Source organism: Marinobacter sp., from assembly GCF_039977835.1.
In the GTDB taxonomy this organism is placed as follows: Bacteria; Pseudomonadota; Gammaproteobacteria; order Pseudomonadales; family Oleiphilaceae; genus Marinobacter.
In genome coordinates, this window is the sequence record NZ_JBDWCL010000009.1 from 82,888 (window position 1) to 108,363 (window position 25,476).

The 25,476-nt window shown below is 56.0% G+C and carries 22 protein-coding genes and 1 tRNA gene; 7 read left to right on the forward strand and 16 right to left on the reverse strand.

The genetic code is table 11. The features are described from left to right. On the forward strand, positions 1-3,348 hold the full coding sequence (locus tag ABJM11_RS04250; protein WP_348293027.1) for a DEAD/DEAH box helicase family protein: 3,348 nt from the start codon (positions 1-3) through the stop codon (positions 3,346-3,348). 63 nt (positions 3,349-3,411) lie between these two features. Here the strand turns inward: ABJM11_RS04250 and ABJM11_RS22455 are convergent, their stop codons facing one another. Both ABJM11_RS22455 and ABJM11_RS04255 read right to left on the reverse strand, forming a co-directional pair. After that, complete coding sequence (locus ABJM11_RS22455) at positions 3,412-4,113, reverse strand: inovirus Gp2 family protein (protein WP_407069957.1); 702 nt, start codon at positions 4,111-4,113, stop codon at positions 3,412-3,414. A 198-nt stretch (positions 4,114-4,311) separates the two neighbouring features. Further along, the gene (locus ABJM11_RS04255; protein WP_348293029.1) at positions 4,312-4,500 is read right to left on the reverse strand and encodes an AlpA family transcriptional regulator; all 189 of its coding nucleotides are present in this window, start codon (positions 4,498-4,500) and stop codon (positions 4,312-4,314) included. A 389-nt stretch (positions 4,501-4,889) separates the two neighbouring features. On the opposite strand from ABJM11_RS04255, the gene ABJM11_RS04260 reads away from it, so the two are divergent. Continuing rightward, positions 4,890-5,747 carry a hypothetical protein gene (locus ABJM11_RS04260; RefSeq protein WP_348293031.1) on the forward strand — a complete coding sequence of 286 codons (858 nt, stop codon included), beginning with the start codon at positions 4,890-4,892 and terminating at the stop codon, positions 5,745-5,747. Positions 5,748-5,764: 17 nt separating this feature from the next. Here ABJM11_RS04260 and ABJM11_RS04265 read toward each other — a convergent pair whose 3' ends face one another. Continuing rightward, complete coding sequence (locus tag ABJM11_RS04265; RefSeq protein WP_348293033.1) at positions 5,765-6,985, reverse strand: phage integrase central domain-containing protein; 1,221 nt, start codon at positions 6,983-6,985, stop codon at positions 5,765-5,767. A 194-nt stretch (positions 6,986-7,179) separates the two neighbouring features. Next, positions 7,180-7,256 (reverse strand) — tRNA-Arg (locus ABJM11_RS04270). A gap of 87 nt (positions 7,257-7,343) precedes the next feature. On the opposite strand from ABJM11_RS04270, the gene ABJM11_RS04275 reads away from it, so the two are divergent. Further along, positions 7,344-8,051 (forward strand): TIGR04283 family arsenosugar biosynthesis glycosyltransferase, encoded by a 708-nt coding sequence (locus ABJM11_RS04275; protein ID WP_348293034.1) that lies wholly within the window; start codon positions 7,344-7,346, stop codon positions 8,049-8,051. Continuing rightward, positions 8,038-8,676, forward strand: a complete 639-nt coding sequence (locus ABJM11_RS04280) for a TIGR04282 family arsenosugar biosynthesis glycosyltransferase (RefSeq protein WP_348293036.1) — start codon at positions 8,038-8,040, stop codon at positions 8,674-8,676. Before ABJM11_RS04275 ends, ABJM11_RS04280 begins: the two co-directional genes overlap by 14 nt. Before the next feature lie 6 nt (positions 8,677-8,682). On the opposite strand, the gene ABJM11_RS04285 is transcribed toward ABJM11_RS04280, so the two are convergent. Together ABJM11_RS04285 and ABJM11_RS04290 are read right to left on the reverse strand one after the other, a co-directional pair. Continuing rightward, positions 8,683-11,535 (reverse strand): insulinase family protein, encoded by a 2,853-nt coding sequence (locus tag ABJM11_RS04285; RefSeq protein WP_348293037.1) that lies wholly within the window; start codon positions 11,533-11,535, stop codon positions 8,683-8,685. A 25-nt stretch (positions 11,536-11,560) separates the two neighbouring features. Further along, on the reverse strand, positions 11,561-11,860 hold the full coding sequence (locus tag ABJM11_RS04290) for a hypothetical protein (protein ID WP_348293038.1): 300 nt from the start codon (positions 11,858-11,860) through the stop codon (positions 11,561-11,563). Positions 11,861-12,236: 376 nt separating this feature from the next. Here ABJM11_RS04290 and ABJM11_RS04295 point away from each other — a divergent pair, with 376 nt between their 5' ends. Next, positions 12,237-14,222 carry an SDR family oxidoreductase gene (locus ABJM11_RS04295; RefSeq protein ID WP_348293040.1) on the forward strand — a complete coding sequence of 662 codons (1,986 nt, stop codon included), beginning with the start codon at positions 12,237-12,239 and terminating at the stop codon, positions 14,220-14,222. Between the two features lie 55 nt (positions 14,223-14,277). On the opposite strand, the gene rnt is transcribed toward ABJM11_RS04295, so the two are convergent. Next, positions 14,278-14,934, reverse strand: coding sequence for a ribonuclease T (gene rnt / locus ABJM11_RS04300; protein ID WP_348293041.1), 657 nt, complete (start codon positions 14,932-14,934; stop codon positions 14,278-14,280). 58 nt (positions 14,935-14,992) lie between these two features. Beyond that, a complete protein-coding gene (gene pyrC, locus ABJM11_RS04305) occupies positions 14,993-16,030 on the reverse strand; it encodes a dihydroorotase (protein WP_348293043.1) in 1,038 nt (345 codons plus the stop codon). A gap of 222 nt (positions 16,031-16,252) precedes the next feature. Here pyrC and ABJM11_RS04310 point away from each other — a divergent pair, with 222 nt between their 5' ends. Then, positions 16,253-17,113 (forward strand): OmpA family protein, encoded by an 861-nt coding sequence (locus ABJM11_RS04310; protein WP_348293104.1) that lies wholly within the window; start codon positions 16,253-16,255, stop codon positions 17,111-17,113. A 29-nt stretch (positions 17,114-17,142) separates the two neighbouring features. On the opposite strand, the gene ABJM11_RS04315 is transcribed toward ABJM11_RS04310, so the two are convergent. Then, the gene (locus ABJM11_RS04315; RefSeq protein ID WP_348293044.1) at positions 17,143-18,069 is read right to left on the reverse strand and encodes a histone deacetylase family protein; all 927 of its coding nucleotides are present in this window, start codon (positions 18,067-18,069) and stop codon (positions 17,143-17,145) included. A gap of 172 nt (positions 18,070-18,241) precedes the next feature. Between ABJM11_RS04315 and ABJM11_RS04320 the strand changes: the two genes are divergently transcribed. Further along, positions 18,242-20,986 (forward strand): GNAT family N-acetyltransferase, encoded by a 2,745-nt coding sequence (locus tag ABJM11_RS04320; protein ID WP_348293045.1) that lies wholly within the window; start codon positions 18,242-18,244, stop codon positions 20,984-20,986. 10 nt (positions 20,987-20,996) lie between these two features. Here ABJM11_RS04320 and rdgC read toward each other — a convergent pair whose 3' ends face one another. The 7 genes from rdgC to ubiG form a co-directional block, all read right to left on the reverse strand. Beyond that, a complete protein-coding gene (gene rdgC / locus ABJM11_RS04325; RefSeq protein ID WP_348293047.1) occupies positions 20,997-21,926 on the reverse strand; it encodes a recombination-associated protein RdgC in 930 nt (309 codons plus the stop codon). 111 nt (positions 21,927-22,037) lie between these two features. Continuing rightward, positions 22,038-22,238: a DUF2788 domain-containing protein gene (locus tag ABJM11_RS04330; protein ID WP_150993899.1), complete on the reverse strand. Its 201-nt coding sequence runs from the start codon at positions 22,236-22,238 to the stop codon at positions 22,038-22,040. Positions 22,239-22,263: 25 nt separating this feature from the next. Next, complete coding sequence (gene yaaA / locus ABJM11_RS04335) at positions 22,264-23,034, reverse strand: peroxide stress protein YaaA (RefSeq protein ID WP_348293049.1); 771 nt, start codon at positions 23,032-23,034, stop codon at positions 22,264-22,266. 12 nt (positions 23,035-23,046) lie between these two features. Beyond that, positions 23,047-23,280 carry a glutaredoxin family protein gene (locus ABJM11_RS04340; protein WP_348293051.1) on the reverse strand — a complete coding sequence of 78 codons (234 nt, stop codon included), beginning with the start codon at positions 23,278-23,280 and terminating at the stop codon, positions 23,047-23,049. Next, complete coding sequence (locus ABJM11_RS04345) at positions 23,280-24,029, reverse strand: YciK family oxidoreductase (RefSeq protein WP_348293052.1); 750 nt, start codon at positions 24,027-24,029, stop codon at positions 23,280-23,282. The genes ABJM11_RS04340 and ABJM11_RS04345 overlap by 1 nt, the downstream gene beginning before the upstream one ends. Before the next feature lie 21 nt (positions 24,030-24,050). Further along, positions 24,051-24,719 carry an HAD-IA family hydrolase gene (locus tag ABJM11_RS04350; RefSeq protein ID WP_348293053.1) on the reverse strand — a complete coding sequence of 223 codons (669 nt, stop codon included), beginning with the start codon at positions 24,717-24,719 and terminating at the stop codon, positions 24,051-24,053. After that, positions 24,716-25,444: a bifunctional 2-polyprenyl-6-hydroxyphenol methylase/3-demethylubiquinol 3-O-methyltransferase UbiG gene (ubiG, locus tag ABJM11_RS04355; RefSeq protein ID WP_348293054.1), complete on the reverse strand. Its 729-nt coding sequence runs from the start codon at positions 25,442-25,444 to the stop codon at positions 24,716-24,718. Before ubiG ends, ABJM11_RS04350 begins: the two co-directional genes overlap by 4 nt. Positions 25,445-25,476: the final 32 nt, after the last annotated feature.

The following is a 25,476-nucleotide window of genomic DNA, read 5'->3' on the forward strand; positions in this document are numbered from 1 at the left end:
ATGGCAGCAAGGAAATCCGCCAAGGGCAGCAAGCAGACGTTGCCATTCCGCCACCACCTGGTGCTCAACCAGTGGTTGTTCTCCCTATTCGGCTTCGACTCGCTCAGTGGTCAGTTTGATGTGGGAAATCGGGAAGCGCCAACGCTTGAGGCGTTTCGCGATCGTTTCCAGCTGATCGGTGAAACCAGCGGCCGCAATGCCGAGGGGGAGCACCTGCTGATTCAGAGAATGCGGGAAAACCTCAACGAACATGCCAAGCTGAGCGATGAGCAACTGCTGGAGTACGACCGCCGCATTAAGCAGCTGACAGATACCATCAATAACGCACGCCTCGCCTCCGGTGAGGAGCCGATTGAATGGAAGTATTTCCAGTACTTGATGCTGCTGTTCACCGAGATCTACCTGGACTACCTGTTCACCAAACCGGATGAGTTGCTGGAGGCGCTCAACGAACAGATTGAGCGTTGGAATGATCACTGGGTTGTGGATCAGGGCTTTAATCACAAACCGCTGGATTTACTGAACCCGGAGGATGATCTGTGGCCGCAGCTCAACATGGTGGCCTATTGGAGCGCGACGGGCTCCGGTAAAACCCTGATCATGCACGCGAACATTCTGCAGTATCGCTTCTACCTGCAGCGGTATGGAAAAGCCGGGGATATCAACAAGATTATTCTACTGACCCCCAACGAGGGGCTTACCCAGCAACACCTGCGTGACCTGGACAAGTCCGGAATCAGGGCCAGTGAGTTCTCTGCCCGTGGTGGCGACCTGTTCGCTCAAGATGTGATTGTCATCGACATTAACAAGCTCCGCGATAGTGAGAAGAAGAAGACGGTTGCGGTCGACTCCTTCGGCTCCCGCAACCTGCTGTTGGTGGATGAGGGCCATCGGGGAACGGCCAGTGGTGGTGGCAGCTGGTACGACTATCGGCAAAAATTGTGTTCGCTGGGTTTCTCCTTCGAATACTCCGCTACGTTTGCCCAGTCAGGCTCCAAACACGAGAACCTACGGCAGACGTATACCAAGGCCATTCTGTTCGATTACTCCTACCGACATTTTTATGGGGATGGCTACGGTAAGCAGTCTCAGATTCTGAATCTGCAAGCAAATCCCAATGCCCAGGATGAATTCCGATATCTGGTTGCCTCGTTACTGAGTTACTACCAGCAACTACGGTTGTTCGAAGAGCAAAAGGCCAGCTTCAAGCCCTTCAACCTGGAGAAGCCCCTATGGGTGTTTGTAAGCTCTAAGGTAACGGCAACGCTGTCCAGCGGCGAAGCTTCAGACACCGTTCAGGTGCTGGCATTTATCGACCAGGTATTGCACAAGCAGGAAGAAACGGTCGCCGCGATCGATTACCTGCTGAAGCGCGGCATGGTTGCCAAGGGTGGTACCGATCTGTTGCATGGGCGGTTCAATTATCTGAAAGAACTGGGTGAAGGCGGGGATGCGCTGTACCAGGATCTACTGGACAGGGTATTTAATAGTAGTGGCGGTCGACTCCACATCGAAAATATCACCGGCATCCCTGGTGAGATCGCGCTTCGGGCTGGCACGTCAGACACCCCGTTCGGTGTCATCAACGTGGGGGATGATGCAAAGCTGGTCAAACTCTGCGAGAAGCACGACCTGTTCACTCAGGATTCTCGCTTTAGCGAAAGCCTGTTCCATGGCATCAACACCGACAGTTCACCAGTCAATCTGCTGTTGGGCTCGAAGAAGTTCACCGAGGGCTGGAGCAGTTGGCGCGTTTCCAACATGACGTTGATGAACGTCGGTAAGAATGAGGGTGCCCAGATCATCCAGCTGTTCGGTCGTGGCGTGCGCCTGAAAGGCTGGAAAACAACACTTAAGCGCTCAGCCGAGCTGGCAACCGGCTTGAAAGAAGCTGGTATTGAGCGGCCTGAGCACATTGGTGTCATGGAGACCCTGAACATCTTTGGGGTGAAGGCCGATTACATCGCGCAATTCCGGAAAGAGCTGGAAGACGAAGAGATCCCAGTTAACGAGGGCCTTGAAGAATTCGTGCTTCCGCTGAAGCCGATGAAGGACCTGCGCAAGGACCTTCATGTTGTGCGAGTAAAGGAAAGCATCGCCAATAAGGCCATTGGCGGTTCCGGTACGGCTTTTCAGGAGCTCGCCGAACAGGTAGTTCTGAAGGCTCCGGACGATTTGAAGCAAACTGAGATCGATTACTTCTGCAATCCGCCGAGGGTAAGCCTGGATTTCTATCCCCAGGTTGGACTGTTCGCAACCGACAAGAAGGGCGTTCAGAACACCGGTGCCAAAATTCAGCGTTTAAAGCCGACTCATATTGCGCTGCTCGATATGCAACGCCTTTATTTCGAGCTGCTGGCGTTCAAACGAGACAAGCGGTGGTCAAACCTGACCATCACCCCGGAAGTAGTAGAAAAACTCCTGACTGATAGCCGGTACGACTGGTACCGGCTCTATGCCCCAGACGAGGCGATGGAGCTCGGTCGACTGGATAAGATGTCACTGTGGCATGACATGGCGATATCCCTCCTTAGAAAGTACTGTGAGTTGTTCTATGGTTTCCGCCGCAAGCAGTGGGAGGCAGACAAGCTTGAGTACAGGCCTATTACGGAAAATCGGAAGTACCTCCCGGGCGTGAGTGATGCCACACCAGAGGGCAGCTACATGGTCACTCTTGACCGGGTACGCCATCAGTCGCTGATCAAACAACTCTCGAATTTGAGGGATAGCATTGCTAACGGCGAGGTGGACGTTTGGGATGGCAAGATCGCAGAGGGTCTGGAGTTTATCTGGTGCGAGCCGCATTTCTATCAGCCGCTACTTGCATCCACCCAGGGTCTAGATTTTCAGGTGACTCCGGTATCTCTTAATAAAGGGGAGGCCGATTTCGTTCGCGACATCCAGGTGGCAACTAAGACTGGGGCTTTTGAAGGCTACGAGGTTTACCTACTGCGCAACCAGACCGGCCAGGGAGCCGTGGGAGTATTCGTTGATGGTGGCTTCTATCCGGACTTCATCCTTTGGCTGGTGAAAGGCCAGTCCCAGAAAGTCGTCTTCGTTGATCCGAAAGGCCTGCGTCACCACAAACCGGACGATCCCAAAGTTCGCTTCCATGAGACCATCAAGGACATTGAATCAGATCTTCGTAAGCAGCGTCCGGAAAATGCCGGAATCGAGCTGCATGCGTTCCTGATCTCGGAGACACACTCGTCTCAGCTTGTGAGTCAGTGGAGGGATGCTGCCGGTCAGGCTGTGACAAGAGAGATTATGGAAAGTTGGAATATCCTCTTCAGAGAGGAGGATGATCGATATGTCGAGAAACTGGTCGAAAAGATTTCTGGTTCATAGACCGATGTAGAACCCTGCTGATACCTGGAAGCCGGCTGCACGCAGCCGGCTGATTCCGTTTCTTCATAGTCCGCGTCTTACTGACCAACTCAACTTCGCTGATGCGCGCCTGCTCGTCCCGAAGTTGTGGCTTGCCAATCCCCACATCTTGCTCCTTTGTTTTGCCAGGTAACTGGCGCGCTTAAACAGCTCATCGTAGGGCTCGCCTCGGCGAATGTGGTAAAGGTGGTTTCCCGGCACGTAGATGAGCCCGTCACCCTCTACCTGAGTGCAGCTCAAGGAGCTGCACCAGGCCTTGCTTATCATCCCGTATAAACCGGTGCTATCCATTCCTAATTGGCCAAGGCCTCGGAATGTTTGCTTATTGAACAGCAGAATGCAGTGATAATGCGGATGATTGTTTGTATTGAACTCTCGGCACCATATGAATCCAACATTAGTGGGGTGGAACCGTTTGCCCTGGCGTGTCAAAGAGTAGCCGTAGGCTTGTATTCGTGCTTTTAGTGAATCAATGAATTTGCTGAATAATGGGCGGCCTGTGGGGGATTCCCAGTTATAGTGTTTCGGTAGGCGAAGGTCTATTCGAACTGCTATTGAGTGAGGATGGGTCAATAAGAAATCGCTAATGGTCTCATCGATTCTCTGGAGATATTTGGTTATAAAGAAACCATGACCTGGTATAAGTTCCATTTTATTGAACCTGCCCTCTTTAGTGAGAGGCAGGTTCGATATGCATTCTTGTGGTGATATCGTGTCAAAGTTCATTTTTATTACCTCTTATTAATTCCATGTATTTAGATCTATTATTTATTTAATTCCCTCAGTGAATAGCTAATAGTATTTAAAACCTACATAGGCTTGCCGAGGTGTTGAGTCAGAAGGCTAGTCTTTTTATAGGTCGCGACTAAATAATCTTGGAATATTCGGTCTGCAAAAATGAGGGAGGCAATATTTGGCTGTCATTCAGCTGATTGCATCCCTTTCTTGGATCTTATCTGCAATCCAACCATCTATTTCTGAATCTACCCAACCGACTGATCGCCCCCCCAGGTCAATGGGCTTGGGGAACGTACCAGCGTCGATGTATTTGTAGATAGTCGAGCGTGCGAGGCCAGTCTTTTCCATTACGTTTCTGAGTCTGAGTATTCTCATGGCAATCTCCTGAACGGTTTGTCTCAGAAGATCCAGGGAGGTCAGTAGAAATTTATGGAAACGACGTTGCGGCATAGAGCTGGACGGCTCGAATAGTGCCTTGGGTTGCTCGTCTAAAGTCTGGGGTCTGCCCGCTGACAACAACGTCAGAGCTCTTGTCAGCCTAGTCTCTTAGGCTAAACCCTCTCGAACCACCACCGGCAGTGCTAAATTCCATCGAAAAGGCGACCTATTCGGCGCGAAAAGCCTAAAATTCTGAAAATGAACTACGAGTAGTGTAATCTAGATATGCTCTAGAAAAATTCTAGACTACGCATAGTGCAAGACTAAAAAATGGCTATTATGCCGCTAACCGACCCAGATAAAGTTTAGATTGGGGGGAGCAGTACATGACGGATAACCTTAAGTTCGGTCAGTATCTACCTAGGCCTTTTCGGAATTTTAACGAGAGGGATATTGTTTGGCTTTGGCAGCACCTAAAGACAAAGCATGGTTACGAGCCTAGTCTTAATTACGCTGCTGATATTGATGGCTTAACTGCTGATATGGGCCGTTATTTGCGGAAGGATAGGGGGTCTTTGTTTAATTACGCAATAATCGAGGCTAAGATGGTTTCGATGGTGAAGGATGACGATCTTAGGTTTATTGATAAACGAAATAGTCGTTTTGTAAGTTGGCTTATTTATTCCCTGAAGTCTAAGTTTGGCTTTGACTTTAGTGATGCTGTGGCAAGCTCTTTTCTTGATGACTGGAGCTTGTTTTTAGCAATTTTAGATTGTAGCAACAAGCCATTAGGAAACAAGAAGGCGGATTTGAGAGAATGCATAGAGGGCTGGTCTAATTATGCCCTCCCTGATCGTATCTTCGATTGGTTTGACGAGAAGGACGATGAGCAGAGTTCGTGGTTATTGGCTCATGCAGCGGGGTCTAGTTTGCCGAAGTATATTGCTGGCAGATTAAATTATCCTACCAACACTAAACAAGAGTTTCTCAAATTTAAGTGCTTGTTAGATCAGTCAGACTGGGATCAAGAGATTAAAAAGTTGTATTTGAATGATCTAAAACGTAAGTGGCGGGCTCGGGGCAGAGTCAAAAGCAAAGGAAAGGTTCAATCTAATGTCTTGGTTGCGGAAAGTACAAAGGAGGGGATCGAGAAATTGAGAGAAGAGTATGGTTTGAAAACACGAGGGGAAGTCATAGATAGGCTCGTAAGTAAGGCCTTGCGTGAAAAAATTGACATTGGATAAAAATGATTGGCTGGGAGCTATTGACGTGCTCTGATTTTAGTTAAGTAATCGGCCCAAGCCTTCATCATTTGTTTTCTTTCCTTCAGGCGAGCGGAGCGATTGTAAGCAGCGGCCACCTGATTGCGCTGCTTGTGCGCAAGCTGCAGCTCAATGACTTCCGGTGGCCAACCCTGCTCATGTAGCAGTGTCGAAGCTGTTGCGCGAAAGCCGTGCCCGACCATCGTAGAGCCATCAAAGCCCATAGACCTCAGGGCAACGTTGATGGTGTTGTCTGAGAGCGGACGGCCCGATTTCACAGACTCGAAAACCAGGTGCTGGTGGCCGGTGATCGCCTGGAGCTCCTTCAGGACAGAAACCGCTTGTTTGGGCAGGGGGACAATGTGGTCCGGCACTAAGCCGGCCCGTTTTGCCTTCTGAGTGCCTTTCATGCGTTTACCTGGCACGACCCAAGTGCTCGACTCCAGGTCGATCTCTGCCCACTCAGCGTTCCTGAGTTCACCGGGTCTCAGAAACAGCATCGGAGCGAGCTTCAGTGCCGCTCTGGTCGATGCGTGGCCACTGTAGGCGTCGATGGCCCGTAATAGTGCCCCCAATTCTGCTTCGGAGGTTATAGCAGCTCTGTGCTGCGTAGGTGCCGTCTTCAATAGGCCTTTCAGTGTGGAAGTCGGATCTGTTTCAGCTCGCCCTTCTGCGACGGCGTACCTGTAGATCTCACCAATGCGCTGGCGTATGCGGTGCGCTGTTTCGTGTTTGCCCTGGTTCTCGATTTCGCGAAGCGTTTCCAGAATCTTGGCAGGCTTGATGTCTGCGATGGGCAGGTGACCTAGTTTTGGGTAGGCCCAGGTCTCCAGTCTTCTGCGGGCTACTCTCAAGGTGCCTTCGGAGAGCTCTCCTTTTTTCAGCTTCAGCCATTCTTCCGCAACAACCTTGAAGGTGTCGCTTTTCTCCTGCTCAGTGGCTTTTTCCTGCTTTTTGATCTCATTGGGGTCTACGCCGTCAGCGATTAATGCTCGTGCCTCAGAGCGCCTCTGCCGGGCGAGCTTTAGTGGAACGTCCGGGTATACCCCCAGAGCCAACGTTTTTTCTTTGCCGCCGAACCGGTACTTCATGCGCCAATACTTGCCTGACGGCTGGATATCCAGGTACATGCCTGCACCGTCCGAGAGCTTGGTGCGCTTGCCATACTTTTCGAAGCTGGCAGATTTGATCTGTCTGTCGGTCAGCTTGTCCGTCGCCATTGGGGGTATCCTGCAGCGGTTGGGGGTATAAAACTTACTATAGCGGGGTGCATTTCAGTTTGCACCCCCAGATGTACCCCCAAAGGTTGTGGCTGAGCATGGATGTCAATGGATGTTCATGGACTAAGAATGAGGTAAAAAGTGTTTAAAAACGGTAGGTTGTGGAGGTTGGTGGATCTTGATGGAAGGGTAACTGGTACCCCCGGCAGGACTCGAACCTGCTACCTTCCCCTTAGGAGGGGGACGCTCTATCCAGATGAGCTACGGGGGCATCTCTGCAAGAAGGGCGGTATGATAGCGGCCTGAAGCCTGCGGCTCAAGGTGTGTTGCGGATTCGTCTTTTATTCCGGGAGGTGTTTTGTCTGAATCGCTTTTGCTGAGTGTTATTGTGCCTGTATGGCGCGAGGCCGCCTCCATTCAATCTTTTCTCCGCTCCCTGCAGCCAGTGCGCGAGGGGGGCCATGAAGTTATTGTGGTGGACGGCGGTAGTGACGATGGAACAGCAGAGCTGGCGGCTCCCTGGTGCGAGCAGGTACTCACCGGAGGCAAAGGGCGGGCCCTGCAGATGAATGCGGGGGCAGATGCGGCGCGAGGTAATGTCCTGCTGTTTTTGCATGCTGATACGGCGTTGCCGGATACTGCGATTGATCACCTCCAGCACTTCTTTAGTAGCCAGCAACAATGGGGGCGTTTTGATGTGCGGCTCAGCGGCCAGCGGGCTGTTTTCCGGGTGGTGGCCTGGTTCATGAACCGGCGCAGCCGGCTGACCGGAATCGCCACGGGGGATCAGGCGATGTTTGTTCGCACCTCGGTGTTCCGGGCGCTGCAGGGGTTTGCGCCAATTCCGCTGATGGAAGACGTGGAACTGAGCAAGCGGCTGTGCAGCCTTTCACGGCCTTATTGCATCAGCGATCCAGTCACAACGGACAGTCGACGATGGGAGCAGGAGGGTGCCTGGCGCACCATTTTACTGATGTGGAGGCTGCGTTGGCGGTACTGGCGGGGAGAATCCTCGGAGTCGCTGGCAGCAGCCTATCGGGCGGATGTACGACATGCAGATAGTTGATCCGGATTCGGTTCTGGTCATGCAGTTTGCCAAGTGGCCGGAGGCTGGCCGGGTCAAAACCCGCCTGATGCCGGAACTTGGCGCGGAAGGGGCGATGAATGCCCATGTGCGGCTCAGCCTTGCCGTTCTTGAGAATCTGGTAGCCAGTGGTTACGAGGTCCTGTTTTTATGGGACAGGCCGTTGGATACGGTTCCTGACGCTGCCTCTCCCATCATTGATCGGCTTGAACACCATGGGGTGGGCTGCGCCTGGCAGCAGGGTAATGTTCTGGGCGAACGTATGGCCCTGGCACTGGAAAGCGGTCTTCAGAGGGTGAGGAAGGCAGTGATTGTGGGTAGTGATTGCCCCTCGGTGGATGCCGAACATGTTCGCCTGGCGGTGGCTGCGCTGGACGAAGTCGATGTGGCGCTGGGGCCGTCGGACGATGGCGGCTATGTGTTGATCGGTGCCCGAATGACGGTGCCTGGCATGCTGGCCGATGTGGCCTGGGGTACCGAAAATGCCCTTGAGCAGACGTGCGAGCGACTCAGACAGGCCGGATTAACGTTCGCGCTGCTTCCTGAAAAATGGGATGTGGATGAGCCTGAAGACTGGCGTCGGTTCATTGGCCAGTCTTCAGGCTGACCTGCCTCAGGCTTCCGGTACGGTGGGGCGTTGCATCAGTTGTTCGATGGCGGTGGTATTTTTCGGGGCATCGTCAACGGTAAACACGCGCAGGGCTTTCTGCCGCTCAATTACCTGGGCCTCCAGGATTTCGATCAGGGTTTCACGGCTTACGTTGTTAATGGCTTTTGCCAACCGCTCCCGCGAGTCAAAGTCGGTTTCACTCCGGTCAATCTCGCGCCAGTAACGCTCTGATATCTCGCCGAGGCGCCGGTCCTGTTCCATCAACTTGCTGATTACGGCCTGTTTCTCCCGGTTCAGGTCCTGTTCAGTCATTTCTGACAGAGTCCCTTTGAACGTTTGCGAGAATTCCCGCACTGCCTGGTCAATTTCCTCGCTGCTGGCTTCCGGAGACTGCACTACAAAGCCAAGTGCAGGGGTTTCCAGCATCTCGAAGGGCGTGGCGTATACGATGTAGCCAAGCTGGCGGTTGGTGCGAAGTTCTTCGTAGAACGGGCTGCTGATAATCTGGCCCAGCAGGCGGAAGGCGGCCCGTTCTTCAAAGCTGGTATTCTCGCCCTGCACATAAAGGGTGTAACCGGTATCCGGGTGGTCTACCTCCAGCGGCAACGACGTTTCTTCCGGAGGCAAAGAGCGTACCTGGCTTCGTTTTACGGTTACCAGCTCACTCTCATCCAGCACCATGGCGTGAATCCGTTTGGTGATGTTCAGTGCAGAGGCATGGCTCATGTTGCCGTGGGCGAGCAGTACCGGGTCCACCTGCGCCAGGAATGCGTCGGCAAAGGATCTGAGTTCATCCAGCGTCACTTCCCGCGCCGCCCGGAGTTTTTCTTCCGTGCCCCAGGCGCCTTCGATCAGCAGGGTCTGGATGAATTCGGATGTCTGCTGAACCGGGCGTTCCTTGGCCTGGTTCTGCAACCGGTCGATCATGTTCTGGCGGGCAATATTGAAGCGTTGCTCGGTCAGATTCGGGTCCGCTACCTGGGTTAACAGACGCGCCATAAGGGTGTGCAGCTTGTCGCTATAACCGCCAACCCGGATGGTTATGCCACGAAGATGCGGGTAAATGCTGTAATCCAGCCCTGCCAGCTGGGCCGGGTAGGCCCAGGCATTCACATTCGTGTTGATGGCGTCCACCAGTAATGTGGAAAGAACATTGCTGCGGGCCGATGCCCGGGTTGCCGGTGTGCGCAGGCTGAGGTAGACATTGGCTTTGGGTGTTTCGAAACGGGTATCCCGCGCATACCACACGTCCATGCCGCTGATGCTTCCCATGGAAACCGGCTCGTCCATGGTCGGCCCGGAGATCATCCCCAGTTCTTCGGGGATAAACGGGTTCTCCAGGGGCAGTGCAAGGCTGGAAGCCAGCGGGTTACCGCCCGCAGTCCGAACGACCGAGGTCTCAAACGGTCTGATTTTGAAGGCCGTGTCGTACCACTGAGTCAGGCTGGGGGTCTCGATTTCCGGCTCTGGCTCAAGCACCGATACGAGTACATTATCTGGCGTCAGCTGGGCCAGGATGGCCCGGTACTGATCCGGTGAATAGTCTTCCATCATCCAGGGCGCCCGCAGGACGTCTTCCGGCGCCACGTGCCGCATTTGCCGTGACAGGTGCATGACTTCCTGGACCGGCTGGTTTTTCTCCCGGAACCGGAAATCAATCTGCGCCAGTTGTTTCATTTCTTCGAAGCGCTGACGTGCGATGCCGTCATTACGTATTTTGGCGATGTAGGCAAAGGTGAGTTCGAGGATTTTCTCCTGTTCTTCCAGCCCCTGCGGCGTCAGCGACATATTCAGTTCCAGCGTGGCTTCTTCGCCGGTATCCATCCCGCCACCCGCAGAGAGGCTTTCCACAAGTCCGGCCCGCTTCAGTACGTCGAACAGGCTTCCGGGTCCTTCATGGCCCAGCAGGCTGGCGACGTAGTTGGCGGGTTTGTCGCGATAGTTTTCCTCTTGCGAAGGAATCGGGAACGTCAGCGTCAGGCTTCGGATGTCCTTGAGGGCATCCACTGTCACCCTGGCAGGCAGTGTGTTCGGGCTGAACAGTGGCTCGTTGTGGACTTCCGCCGTCAGGTTGCGGTTTTCAATCCGGTCGAACCGCGCCCGCACCATGGCTTCGAGTTCATCCAGGGATTGCGGGCCATAGACGGCCAGTGTCATCAGGTTGGACGAGTAGTGTTGCTTCCAGAATTCGATCAGGTCGGGCCGCAGGGGACGTTCTTCGGTATTCTCCAGGGTGGTGAGGTTCCCCACCGCAAACTGATGGAAGGCATGTTCGGGGTTGCTGATGGCTTTTTTCACCGAGTAGAAGCGGCGGCCGTCGTCTTTCTGCTTGGAACTGAACTCGGAGTGCACCGCCCGGCGTTCGCGGTCCACCAGCTCCGGCGTGAATAGAGGAGCGGAGAACTGTTCCGCGAAGCGGTCGAGGGCATCTTCCAGGTGCTCTGCCTGCACATCGAAGAAATAGTTGGTGTCCTGGAAGGCCGTAAAGGCGTTGTGGCTGCCACCGTGGCTTTTGATGAACTGCTGGTACTCGCCGGGGTCCGGGTATTTTTCAGTGCCCAGGAACAGCATGTGTTCAAGAAAGTGTGAGAGGCCCTCCCGGTCTGCCGGGTCATCACCGCTGCCCACGGCGACGTTCATCGAGGCCGCCGCCTTGCCGGACTCCGGGGAGGAAATCAGCAGCACCCTGAGTTCGTTCTCCAGCTGGACATAGCGGTATTCGTTGTCGTCATTCGGGCTTTTGATGGGCGACGTATTGGCCAGTACCACCGAGCTGAAGGCCAGAAGGAGTGTCAGCGCAAAGCTTTTCTTAAGGCCGGGGAAACCATTGGCAAATCGACGAATGCCTGGACGCATAGAGCCTCTCTTTTCGATGAATGATTCAGTGAATCAGTTCGTTGCGGGTGCTTTCCGGTTGTTGATCCAGCGTTTTTTTCGCCAGGCTGGCAGCGGCGTCTGCGTCAAGCTGCCCCGAGGCGATGCGCTCAAGTACCGTGCCCATCACGGCCACCGACTGGCGGTAGTCTGCGAATTCGGCCTGAAAGGCGTGATCTATGGCGTGGTAAACGGCCTGGATTTTCTGTTCTCTGGTGCCGGAGTCTGCTGCTGTGTCATTGATGGCCTTCAGGCAGGCTCGGGCAATGGCAATATAACGTTCAGCGTTGGGATCGTCTTGATTCATAGTCGGGATTCCGCAAACCGGGATGTTAGGACAGAAGCTGTCGTGAATGGTTCCGATTATGTCACTGCTCCTGACGGGTTTCATTTCCTCTCTGTAATGGTAGGGATTTACGGGCAGGCTTCACACCATGTGCTAGTCTCAATTTCAGTATGTCGGGCAATCGAACAGGTCAGGGCCTGCTTCCATGCCCGTACTAGAGTAATAGCTCTAAATAAAACAAAGGGTTAAAGAGTAATTGCTCTAAAAAAGTTGGATACATGAGAGTTGCAATTAAGTACAATGCCGGCGTTCCGGGAGTGTATAAGACTTTGGTCTAATATCTCCCTGGCCACAAAGGGACAGACAACAATTGAGCAACAAGCAGGGTGGACTATCAATGAATTACTTTCTGACGGGTGGCACCGGATTCATCGGCCGTTTTCTCGTTGAAAAACTGCTGGCTCGCGGCGGCACGGTACACGTACTCGTGCGCGAGCAATCACAGGACAAACTGGCCCAGCTCAGGGAGCGTTGGGGCGCGGACGAGTCCCGGGTGAAGGCAGTGATCGGCGACCTTACCAGCCCTGATCTGGGCATTGACGCCCAGACGATGAAATCGCTCAAGGGTAACATTGATCATTTCTTCCACCTTGCCGCCGTTTACGACATGGGCGCAGACGAAAAAGCGCAGCAGGCGACCAATATTGAGGGCACCCTCAATGCCGTGGGCGCTGCCGCTGCCCTGGAAGCCGGCTGTTTCCACCATGTGTCGTCCATCGCCGCTGCGGGCATGTTCAAAGGCACGTTCCGCGAGGATATGTTCGAGGAGGCGGAAAAGCTTGACCATCCTTACCTGCTGACCAAGCATGAATCAGAAAAAGTCGTTCGCGAGAGCTGCAAGGTGCCGTTCCGGATCTATCGCCCCGGTATGGTTATCGGCCATTCGAAAACCGGCGAAATGGACAAGGTCGACGGCCCCTATTACTTCTTCAAGATGATCCAGAAGATCCGCCACGCGCTGCCCCAGTGGATGCCGACCATCGGTATTGAGGGCGGCCGCCTGAATATCGTCCCGGTGGATTTTGTGGTCAATGCCATGGATCACATCGCTCACCTGGAAGGGGAGGATGGCAACTGTTTCCATCTGGTGGATTCCGATCCCTACAAGGTTGGCGAAATTCTCAATATTTTCTCCGAGGCGGGCCACGCGCCGCGCATGGCGATGCGGGTGGATTCCCGGATGTTCGGCTTTATTCCGCCGTTTATCCGCCAGAGCCTGAAAAACCTGCCGCCGGTCAAGCGCCTGACCACAGCGGTGCTGGACGATATGGGCATTCCGCCGTCGGTGCTGTCGTTCATTAATTACCCCACGCGGTTTGATGCCCGTGAAACCGAGCGGGTTCTGAAGGGTGCCGGCATTGAAGTGCCGCGTCTTGATAGCTACTCCGCCGTGATCTGGGACTATTGGGAGCGCAACCTTGACCCTGACCTGTTCAAGGACCGTACCCTGCGTGGCACAGTTGAAGGCAAGGTCTGCGTCATCACTGGTGGGACTTCCGGCATTGGTCTGGCGACTGCTGAAAAGCTGGCGGATGCCGGTGCCATTCTGGTGATTGGTGCGCGCAAGAAAGAGCGCCTGATGGAAGTGGCCGCCCAGCTCGAAGCCCGTGGCGGTAACGTTCACGCCTATCAGTGTGACTTCGCCGAGATGGAAGACTGCGACCGCTTTGTGAAAACCGTACTGGATAACCATGGCCACGTGGATGTGCTGGTCAATAATGCCGGCCGCTCAATCCGTCGCTCACTGGCACTGTCGTTTGACCGGTTTCACGATTTCGAGCGCACCATGCAGCTGAACTATTTCGGCTCTGTGCGCCTGATCATGGGCTTTGCACCGGCCATGCTTGAGCGCCACCGTGGCCACGTGATCAATATTTCCTCCATTGGGGTACTGACCAATGCGCCGCGGTTCTCAGCGTACGTGGCGTCGAAGTCCGCGCTGGATGCCTTCAGCCGCTGTGCGGCTGCTGAGTGGTCGGATCGCAACGTGACCTTTACCACCATCAATATGCCGCTGGTAAAGACCCCGATGATCGCCCCTACCAAGATCTACGATTCCGTGCCCACGCTGACACCGGACGAAGCCGCGGACATGGTGGTGGATGCCATTGTCTACCGGCCCAAGCGCATTGCTACAAGGCTTGGTATCTTTGCTCAGGTGCTGCAGGCACTGGCACCCAAGATGGGAGAGATCGTTATGAACACCGGTTACCGGATGTTCCCGGATTCTCCGGCCGCCGCTGGCAGCCGCTCGGGAGAGAGGCCGAAGGTCTCCTCGGAACAGGTAGCGTTCGCTGCAATCATGCGGGGTATTTACTGGTAGGGCATACCCTGAAAACAGAAACCCCGCTTCCAGGAGCGGGGTTTTTTTATGGCCGTTATTCCGGGTGGTCAGGCAAGGGCGGCGGCGGAAAACCGCCAACCTCACGCCACCGGTTGACAATGCCGCAGAACAGATCGGCGGTTTTCTCAGCATCGTACGCTGCCGAATGCGCTTCCTTGTTACTGAACGGAATGCCTGCGAGCTTGCACGCCTGGGCGAGCACGGTATGGCCGTAGGCAAGCCCTGCCAGGGTTGCGGTATCAAACGTGGAGAAAGGGTGAAACGGGTTGCGACGGATATCCGAGCGCAGAGCAGCGGCGAACACGAAATTGTGGTCAAAGGTGGCGTTATGGCCCACCAGGACCGCCCGTTTGCAGTCGTGGGCTTTGACCGCCTTACGGATCGGGCTGAAGATTTCGCTCAGGCCTTCCCGCTCGGGAACGGCTTCCCGTTCGGGGTTCCAGGGATCAATACCGGTAAAGTCCAGGGCTGACTGTTCCAGGTTGGCGCCCTCAAACGGATCAATCTGCTGCAGATGGGTTTCTCCGCGTATCAGCCAGCCGTCTTCATCCATGGTGATTATGACGGCGGCAATTTCCAGCAGGGCATCCCGCTCGGGATTGAATCCGCCTGTTTCCACATCCACCACCACAGGAAGGAACCCGCGAAAGCGGCGGGACATGGGATGGCGTTCTTTGGTTTCGTCAGTCACTTAAACTCCCGGTGTTGCTGGCCAGGTCAATCGGCGTGATATAGGAACAGGTGGTGAATCAGTGCTCGGCGAGGCGCCATCTCAGGCTTTCACCGGCTTTCAACGGAACAATGGTGCCCTCTGCCAAAGGCAGTTCAGCAGGCATTTCCCAGCTTTCCCGCACCAGGGTTATGGTGTCGGTGTTTCGTGGCAACCCGTAAAAATCAGGGCCGTTGAAACTGGCAAACGCTTCCAGCTTGTCGAGAATGCCCAGATCTTCAAAGACCTCCGCGTAAAGTGAAATGGCGCTGTAGGCTGAATAGCAACCGGCACAGCCGCAATCGGTTTCCTTCCGGTCTTTCGAATGAGGGGCCGAGTCGGTACCCAGGAAAAAGCGCCGATCACCACTGACAATTGCATCCAGCAGTGCCTGCTGGTGCCGGTTACGTTTGAGAATCGGCAGGCAGTACAGGTGAGGGCGAATGCCGCCGACCAGCATGTGGTTGCGGTTATACATCAGGTGCTGGGGGGTGATGGTGGCACCCAGGTTGTCGCCCTCGTGATTGCGGACGAACTCGGCAGAGTCCGCGGTGGTGATATGCTCGAGTACAACCCGCAGCAAAGGGAAGGCCTCAAGTGTCGGCGCCAGTACCCGCTTCAGGAAAATTTTCTCCCGATCAAAGATATCGATGTCCTGATCAGTGACTTCACCGTGGACCAGAAGCAACATGCCGCAGTCGCTCATGGCGTCCAGAACCGGGTAAATATTACGTATATCGTTCACACCGGAGGCGGAGTTGGTGGTGGCGCCAGCGGGGTATAGCTTCGCCGCAACCACTCCGGCTGCCTTCGCTTCACGAATCTGATCCGGCGTGGTGGCCTCGGTGAGATACAGGGTCATCAATGGCTCGAAGTCATGACCTTTGGCGGCATTCAGGATTCTGTCGCGGTAGGCCCTGGCCTGCCGGGCGTCGGTCACCGGCGGCACCAGGTTGGGCATGATGATGGCGCGGTGGAAGCAACGTGCCGTGGCGGGCACCACGTCCCTCAGAATGTCACCGTCCCGGACATGAAGGTGCCAGTCATCGGGGCGGGTAATGGTGATCTGATTGGTCATTAACGGTTTCCGGCTTGCCGGGGCCTGTGATGCGGTTGCCCCTGGTAAATTCTGGCGGAATTATATCAGAAGCTGTCGCCGATTGTTTCGGGCCGAAATCCTAAAGAATGCTTTCCCCTGGCCGTTAACAAACCCGTGAACACTTTTTGACGGACAGATGGTATGGCACGACTTCCAGCCTTCCTGCGTGGCGCAGTGATCTCCAGTGCATGCTCGTTGCTGATGGCCGCCAATGTGGCGCGGGCCACCACCTATGGCGCCGGTATCGAGAACAGCCAATGGTACCTGTCGGAGTCTGTGTTTGAATGTACGCTGGTGCATCAGGTGCCGGGTTATGGCCGGGCCATTTTCCGTCATCGTGCCGGCGAGTCGCTGTCTTTCATCCTTGAGTCGGAAACCCAGCTGATGCGCCCCGGGCGCGGGACGTTGGCTGTGGAGGCTCCATCCTGGCGCCCGGGCAAGGCACCCCGTTCGCTGGGCCGGGTAAATATAGATGATGGTCGCCGGCCGGTATCACTGGATTCCCGTCAGGCCATGATCATGGTTCAGGGGCTGCTGGAGGGAATGGACCCGACGGTGACCCGTGAGTCCTGGTACGACGGCAGTCCGGTTCGTGTGAAAGTCTCCAACATCAACTTTGCCGGCCAGTTCTCCGGGTACCGTTCCTGCACATCCGGCCTGCTGCCGGTGAACTATGATCAGATCAAGCGTTCCCGTATTCCGTTTGCGGCCGGCAGTACCAGCCTTTCCGAAGGCGACAGAAGGTTGCTGGATAACATCGTGGCTTACGTTATGGCGGACACCACGGTGGAGCGAATTTTCGTAGACGGGCACACCGACAGCAGCGGCAGCCGTATCAACAACCGGGCCTTGTCGGAAGAGCGGGCCAATGTGGTGGCCGATTACCTGATCGGGGAGGGCATTGATACCAATATGGTGACTGTCCGGGCTCATGCGGATCAGTACCAGGTGTCAGGCCGCCCGGCCGACAACCGCCGCACCACCATTCGCCTGCAACGGGAAGGCGAGCGCCCGGACTTGCAGCAGGCCAATGGCTATGATGCTGCCACACCTAATACCTGACACCTGGAACCCGAGGCGCCACTGGCGACTCAGCGGATAGTATTGAGCACTTCGAGGTGCGCATTCACGCTTTCCGCAAGGGCTCTGAGGTGATATCCCCCCTCAAGTGTTGAAATAACGCGGTCGTTGGCAGAGTCGGCGGCGATGCTGGTGATCATCTCTGTCAGCCAGCGGTAATCGTCCACTTCCAGATTCAGTTCCGCCATGGGATCAAGGCGATGGCCGTCGAAACCGGCTGAAATCAGCACCAGTTGCGGGCGGAAATCCTGTAACCGTTTTACCCACGCCGCTTCCACCGTTTTACGATACTCGTCAGCCGAGGTGCCGGCCTGAATGGGTGTGTTGATAATATTTTCGGCCTGGCGGTGCACGTGGGAATGGGGGTAAAACGGATGCTGGAAGCTGGAGCACATCAGGATACGCTCATCACCGCCGACGATATCGACGGTGCCGTTGCCCTGGTGTACGTCAAAATCGATGATGGCTACCCGTTCCAGGTGGTGGAACGTCAGGGCGCGCATGGCGGCCAGGGCAATGTTGTTGTAAAAACAGAACCCCATGGACTTGCTCCGCTCGGCGTGGTGCCCCGGCGGCCTTGCACAGACGAACGCATTGGTAAGCTGGCTGCTGAGCACCATGTCGACCGCTTCGATACTGGCGCCGGCCGCAAGGCGGGCGGCCCGAAGCGTATCCGGCATCATTGCGGTGTCCGGGTCGGTAAACACCCGGCCCCTGGTGGGTTGCATCAGATCCAGCTGATGCAGGTAGCGTTCGGGATGCACGGTCAGCAACTGATCCCGTGTGGCTTCATCCGGCCTCACCCAATCCAGCTCCTGCTCCAGACCGCTATCTGCAAGGTAACTTATAATCGCTGCAAGCCGTTCCGGGGACTCCGGATGCTCCGCCCCCATATTGTGTTTCATGCAATCGTCGTGAGAGAAAAATCCCGTTGTCATGCTGATCCCGAACGCTCTGGTTGTGCTTGTATTTTGTTCAATATTATCAGGGATAGGGTGGCGCTGCCGTGTTTCTTTGGTCTTATGGTGGTGATAGACGTTTTACATCATCAGACAAGCGCCTAAGATAGAGTGTACATCCGCCCGGTCGACCCGAAGCAAGGAGCGTAGCTTGAGTACCCGATACCTGGAAAGCCTTTTCAACCCCTCATCCATAGTGGTTATCGGCGCCTCGGAACGGGCAGAGAACCTCGGCGGTATGGTGTTGCGGAACCTGCTGGGCGGTGGCTATCCGGGCCAGTTGCTGGTGGTTAACCAGAACGATTACGACAACGTGCATGGTGTGCCCTGCGTAAAGAAAGTGTCCCTGATGGGGTTCAGCCCTGACCTGGCGATTATCTGTACGCCCCCGGATACGGTGCCGAAAGTGATAAAACGGCTGGGGCAGGCGGGTGTTCGTACCGCGATTGTGATGACCGGCGGCATGTCCCGCAGCCACAGTAAAACCGGGCAGCCGTTGATGTATTCAGTTCGTGATGCGGCGCGGGAAACCGGCATCCGGGTGCTCGGGCCCAACACCATTGGCCTGATGGTTCCGGCCCGAAGCCTGAACGCAACTTACGCCCATATGGGTGCGATACCCGGTAAGGTTGCCTTCGTGGGCCAGTCCGGCACCATTGCCAGCTCGGTGATTGACTGGGCCTTTGCCCGGGGGGTGGGATTCTCCTACTTTCTGACCCTTGGCGATGGCATGGACATCGACCATGACGACCTTATCGACTACCTGGCCCAGGACAGCCAGACTCGCGCCATACTGCTGCACATTGAGAACATTCCCAATCCGCGGCGCTTCATGTCGGCTGTTCGTGTGGCTTCCCGCACCAAACCGGTGATTGCCGTTAAAAGCGGCCGGGTGCCCGAATCGGAATGGTTCCACCACGAATTACCCGCGGGCCTGACCCGCAGTGATCCCATCTATGACGCCATGCTGCAACGTGCCGGTGTACTGCGGGTGGACGGGCTGGGGCAGATGTTCGATGCCCTGGAAACCCTTACCAGAATGCGCCCATTGCGACGGGAAACCCTGGCGATTATGGCCAATGGCGTTGGCCCGGGTGTGCTGGCGGTGGACCGGCTGTCCTATCTGGGCGGCGAACTGGCGGAACTGTCCGGCAAGTCCATTGATTCGCTGGCGCAGTTGCTGCCCCCTTACTGGACGCGCAAGAACCCCATCGACCTTGGCTACAATGCTTCGCCGGAGCTTTATGCCCAGGCGATCAAAGTCCTCGCCAAGGACCCGGAAGTGGCCAATATTCTGGTAATGTACGCGCCGAGCCTGACTCAGGACAGCTTGCAGATTGCGGATGCGGTGGTGCAGGCGGTGAAGGGCACGCGGCTGAACGTGTTTACCTGCTGGCTGGGGCAGAGCACGGTACTGGACGCCCGTGATGAGTTCTACCGGGCTGGCGTGCCGTCTTTCTTTAATCCGGAGAAGGCGGTAATGGCTTTCATGCAGCACGTGCGTCACCAGCGTGTGCAACGGCTGCTGACGGAGACGCCCGAGTCCTTTACCGATCACCTCGCTGATCACACGCAAACACGCCGGGTAGTAGTCGATGCCATGCGCTCGGGGCGTAACCACCTTTCCAATCGGGAAGCCCGGGATGTGATCCGGGACTACGGTATCAACACCATAAAGACGATCTACTGCGACGATATGGAAGAAGTGCTGGAAGCCTTTTCGGTGGAACGCAGGCCGGTGGATATCACCCTGATTCATGAACGGGCCTGTCATCCCCTGGTTGAACTCAGCCCCGGCCAGCGCCGTTACAAGGGCACAGTCCAGAAGCTGAACAGCGAGGGAGCCATCATGGATTCCTGTCGGTTTCTGATGGAGGAGTACCAGAAGTACTACCCTGACAGTGGTTTCCTGGGATTTGCGGTTCAACGGTCCTACCAGCACGTTGGAGGTATTGAATTCAGTGTTGGCATTACCCGGGACAAGCTGTTCGGCCCGCTGGTCGTGTGCGGGGCCGCGGGTGCCCAGATCAACGTGATGACAGACCGCCAGATTGCCCTGCCGCCATTGAACATGGTGCTGGCGCGCGAACTCCTGCGTCGAACCTACATGTACAAGTTGTTGAAAGAGCACAGTCTGAAACCGGAAGAGGACATCCGCGCGGTATCGGAAACGTTGGTGACGCTGTCCCAGATTGTGATTGATATTCCCGAGATCCGGGGGCTGGAAATCTCGCCCCTGTTGTTCAACGAGCAGGGCGCAGTCGCTGTAAACGTGGCGATTGATCTGGCAGACAAGCCGGGACGGCCTATTATCCAGCCTTATCCGAGGGAGCTGGAGGAGTGGATATTACTACCCAAGTCCGGTCGGCGGGTGATCATCCGTCCGGTACTGGCGGAAGACGAGCCAGCCCACCGTGCCTTCCACGAGCTGCAGTCTCCGGAATCCATCCGCTATCGTTTCTTCCAGTACCGTAAGCATTTCTCCCGTGAAGACGTGGCCCAGATGGTCCAGATCGACTATGACCGGGAAATGGTGTTTATCGCCAATGCGCCGCGTGAGGATGGCGAGGGCGAAGAAACCCTGGGCACTGTGCGGACCTGGACAGACGCCGACAACCTGCGGGCCGAGTTCGCGGTGATGGTGCATGACAGGATGAAAGGCGAGGGCCTGGGCGTGGCCCTGATGCAGAAAATGATCGATTACTGCCGCGCCAAGGGCACGATGGAAATGGTGGGTAATGTGCTGGCGGATAACCGCCCGATGTTGCGGCTGGCAGAGCACCTGGGCTTTGAGATCCGATACAACCCGGAGGAGGAAGTCATGGATCTGACCCTGGTACTCAATGAGCCCGAGAAGGACTGGCAGCGGGAGCGTCTGGAGCAGACCTCCCACTGACGGTCAGTTATCAGCCTTCTTCGACAATCGCGGAGCGGTCTTCTCCGCCCAGTGCCTCGAGCAGCCCGGGGATGAGCCTCGCCAGTTCCAGTGTCATTAGCGAGAAGGCTGCATCGAAGCGGGCGGCGGCATCGTCCGCATCCACATCGTCGAGCTTTTCCTGCAAGGTATCGCCGAATTTCAGTCGGCGAATGCCCAGCTCCTCATCCAGTACGAACGACAGATTGTCATCCCAGGTAACGGACAGCTTGGTGACCTGCATGCCCGCATCCAGATGGCTGCGGATTTCATCGCCCTGAAGATCCAGGCCCTTGCATCGCACAACGCCGCCGTCCTCCGAAGTATCCTTCAGCTCGCACTCTGTGCCCAGTTCGATGCTGGCGGGCAACTCGATAGACTCGTTAAGCCAGCCGGTAAAGGTGAACGCGGGCGCCTGTTCCACCGCAGGTGGGCGAACGGGCAGCGAACCCACGCTTTTGCGCAGTGTGGAGGCCAGGTCTTCCGCCTGCTTGGCGGAACCGGCGTCGACTATCAGAACACCGTCAGCGGGGGCGAGGTAGGCGTAACACCGGCGGTTCTTGGAAAAGGCCCGGGGCAGCATTTCCAGCATCACTTCTTCTTTGAGCTCGTCCTTTTCCTTGCGCCTTACCTTGCGGTGTTGCTCGGCCTCAATCATTTCTGCTTTTTCGTCCACCAGCTCCTTGATCACGGAGGCGGGTAACAGCTTCTCTTCTTTTCGCAGGGCAATGAGATGGTACCCACCGGCGCTGTGAACCAGCAGATCGCTGTGTTTGCCCATGGGCGATACCCAGCCCTGGCGTGACGTTTCCTGGGGACCACAGGGCTTGAAGGCATCGGCCTGAAGCTTTTCTTCCAGGGCTTCGGCGGTTATTTCAAATGGCTTGGTAAAACGGAATACGCGGGCATTACGAAACCACATTGTCCGGGTCCTTGTTGGTTATTGGGTGATGTCGGTATTGAAGAAGGGGAGGGATGATACGGCCACCGGTCAGTGGCCGTAAAGTGACTGCTTAGAAATCTGGCCCCGGCGTCAGATCTGCATGATTTCAACCAGTACGGTTTTTACGATAAAGCCCACCACACCGGCCCCCAGAATCGTAAACAGGGCGATGGTGCCAAACCGGCCAGCCTGGGACTTTTTGGCCAGGTCCCAGACAATAAAGCCCATCCAGACAATCAGGCCGGTCAGCAGAACCAGCATGGAAAGCTCCGCAAATACTGCTTCGTTCATTAATCACTCCAGGTTTGTGAGAGGCTTACTGTTCGTCCCGCAGAAACACCCAATTGTCCGCGCTGGACTGTTCCTCGCTGAACCGATAGCCCTCAAGATCAAAACCCTTGAGATCGTCGGCCTGGGTAATGTTGTTCTGGATGGCATAACGGCACATCAGGCCCCGGGCCTTCTTGGCGTAGAAGCTGATCATCTTGTACTGGCCGTTCTTCCAGTCCTTGAACTGGGGCGTGATCAGGCGAGCGTCCAGCTCTTTCTTGCGAACGCTCTTGAAGTACTCGTTGGACGCCAGGTTCACCAGCACTCCGTCGTCGGCCTTCAGCAGGCGGTTGAGTTCATCCGTAATCCTGTTGCCCCAGAAGGCGTACAGGTCTTTGCCCCGGCGGTTCTCGAACTTTGTGCCCATTTCCAGGCGGTAGGGTTGCATCAGGTCCAGGGGTTTGAGCACACCGTAGAGGCCGGACAGAATCCGCAGGTGCTTCTGGGCAATCTCGAACTCCTTGTCGCTGAAGCTTTCCGCATCAAGGCCGGTATAAACGTCGCCCTTGAAGGCCAGCACCGCCTGGCGTGCATTTTCTGGCGTGAACGGTGTGTGCCAGGTGCGGAAGCGTTCCGCATTGAGCTGGCCCAGTTTGTCACTGACGCCCATCAGGTTGCTGATATCGTGGGGCTCCAGTTGCTTGAGCTGGTCAACCAGTTCACAGGCATCGTCCAGGAAATCCGGCTGGGTGGCCTTGGTGGTGGCCAACGGGCTTTCGTAATCCAGCGTTTTTGCGGGGGAAATAACCATCAACATGTCGGACAATCCTCATCGGAGAAAATTCAGTACCTGATCCCTGGTAAATGGCCAGTCCAGTTCCTCGCCGGTGTCGTTACGGCGCAGCACCGGAATGCGCGTGCCGTAACGTTCCACCAGTTGCCCGGACTGGGCAATGTCCACCGCGTCAACGGGGATCGGCTCTGGCATGGGCGTATTGACCAGCAGCGCTTCGGCCAGCTCACAGAGGTGGCACTGGGACGTGGTATAGAAAGTCAGTTCCATTACTTTGGCTGTGCGTCTATCTGCTGGCCATTGACGTCTTTGCTTTCCGGCCCCATCAGGTACAGGTAAACCGGCATCAGGTCCTCCGGTGTGGGATTCTGCTGCGGGTTCTCGGCCGGATACGCGGTGGCTCTCATATTGGTACGGGTCGCACCCGGATTAAGACTGTTCACCCGCACATTGTGGCGGTCGTCGTCCAGTTCTTCGGAAAGCATCTGGCTCAGTCCTTCAATGGCGAACTTGGAAACCGCATAGGCACCCCAGTAGGGCTTGGCGCGGCGGCCGACACCGGAGGAGGTGAAAATGACAGAGGCGTCCTCAGACTTGCGCAGCAGCGGGATCATTGCCCGACTAAGCAGGAACGGCGCCGTGGCGTTCACGTGCATGACCTTGTTCCAGATTTCCGGGTCATAGAGTTCAATGGGGCTGCGTGCGCCAAGGATGGCGGCGTTGTGAAGCAGGCCGTCAAGATGGTCGAAGTTGTCTTCGATGGTCATCGCCAGTTCTTCATAGTCTTTGACGGCAGCCCCTTCGAAATTGAGCGGCACGATTGCAGGCTTCGGGTGGCCCGCGGCCTCAATTTCGTCATACACGGATTCCAGTCTGGAAACGGTACGGCCTACAAGGATCACCGTGGCGCCATGGGCCGCATAGGCTTTTGCTGCTGCCCGCCCGATGCCGCTGCCGGCACCGGTTACCATGATGATGCGATCTTTCAGCAAATCAGCCGGTGCTTGATAGTCCTGCATTCTGTGTCTCCGTTTGGAACTCTATTGTAACAGTTTTGCCAGATCGCTGACGGTGTCAGCCACAATGTCAGCTTGCCACAGGTCAACCGCCTCTGGCTGTTCGATATAACCGTAACGTACTGCGATGGTGGTCATACCCGCATTGCGCCCGGCTTCAATGTCCCTTTCGTGGTCGCCGACATACACACCGGTAACCGGGTCTGCCTCGGCTTCCCGGCACGCCAGGAGCAGGGCCTCCGGATGGGGTTTGCGGTCGGTGACATGATCCGGGCAGATCAGGGTAGAGCAGCGTTCCGTCAGGTCCAGGGCCTTGATCAATGGTGCCGCAAAGCGTACCGGTTTGTTGGTGACAATGCCCCAGGGGATATTGCGGGCTTCCAGGTTTTTCAGGATGGTATCCATGCCCTCGAACAGGGCGGTTTCCACGGCGACACCTGCCTCATAAAGGTCGAGAAACGCCGTGTGTTTTTCCAGATAGTCAGGGTGCTCCGGTTCAAGGCCAAAACCCACCCGGATCATGGCCCTGGCACCATTGGAGACCGAGCGGCGGATATATGGTGCCGGCAGTGCCGGCAGTCCGTGGGCCTGCCGAAGATCGTTCAGGCAACGAATGAAATCCGGCGCGGTGTCAATCAGGGTGCCGTCCAGATCGAACAGGACAATTGAGGGTTGTGAAAGGGTAGCAGTCACGACGGGCTTGTTTCCTCGCGTGTATCCATGGCATGCATCATGTAATTGACGTCCACATCCCGCCCCAGGCGATAAACCTTTGTAATCGGGTTGTAGGTCATGCCCGTCAGTTCGCGAATATCCAGCCCGGCGTGGCGCAGGTGATCAGACATTTCCGACGGGCGAATGAATTTGCGCCATTCATGGGTGCCCTTGGGCAACAGCCTGAGTACATATTCGGCGCCCACAATCGCGAACATGAATGACTTGGGGTTGCGGTTGATGGTGGACACGAACAGGTGCCCGCCGGGTTTCAGCAGGGCGGCGCAGGCCTTGATCACCGATGCCGGGTCCGGCACATGCTCCAGCATTTCCAGGCAGGTAACCACGTCGTACTGGCCGGTGTGTTCCGGGTCGATCGCAAGCTCTTCAACGGTGATCTGGCGGTAGTCCACCTGGATGCCGCTTTCCATGCCATGGAGCTTTGCGACCGCAAGCGGTGCTTCGCCCATATCTATGCCGGTAACGTGGGCGCCTCGCTGTGCCATGCCTTCGGATAAAAGCCCACCGCCGCATCCGACATCCAGAGCCCGCTTTCCTGCAAGGGGCGCGCGCTCGTCTATGTAGTTGAGGCGCAGCGGGTTGATGTCGTGCAGGGGTCGGAACTCGCTGGTAGGGTCCCACCAGCGGCTGGCCAGTGCCTCGAATTTGGCGATTTCATTCTGGTCTACGTTCTGATTGCTCATAGTTGGCTCTGTCTGCTAACGGAAATAGAGGG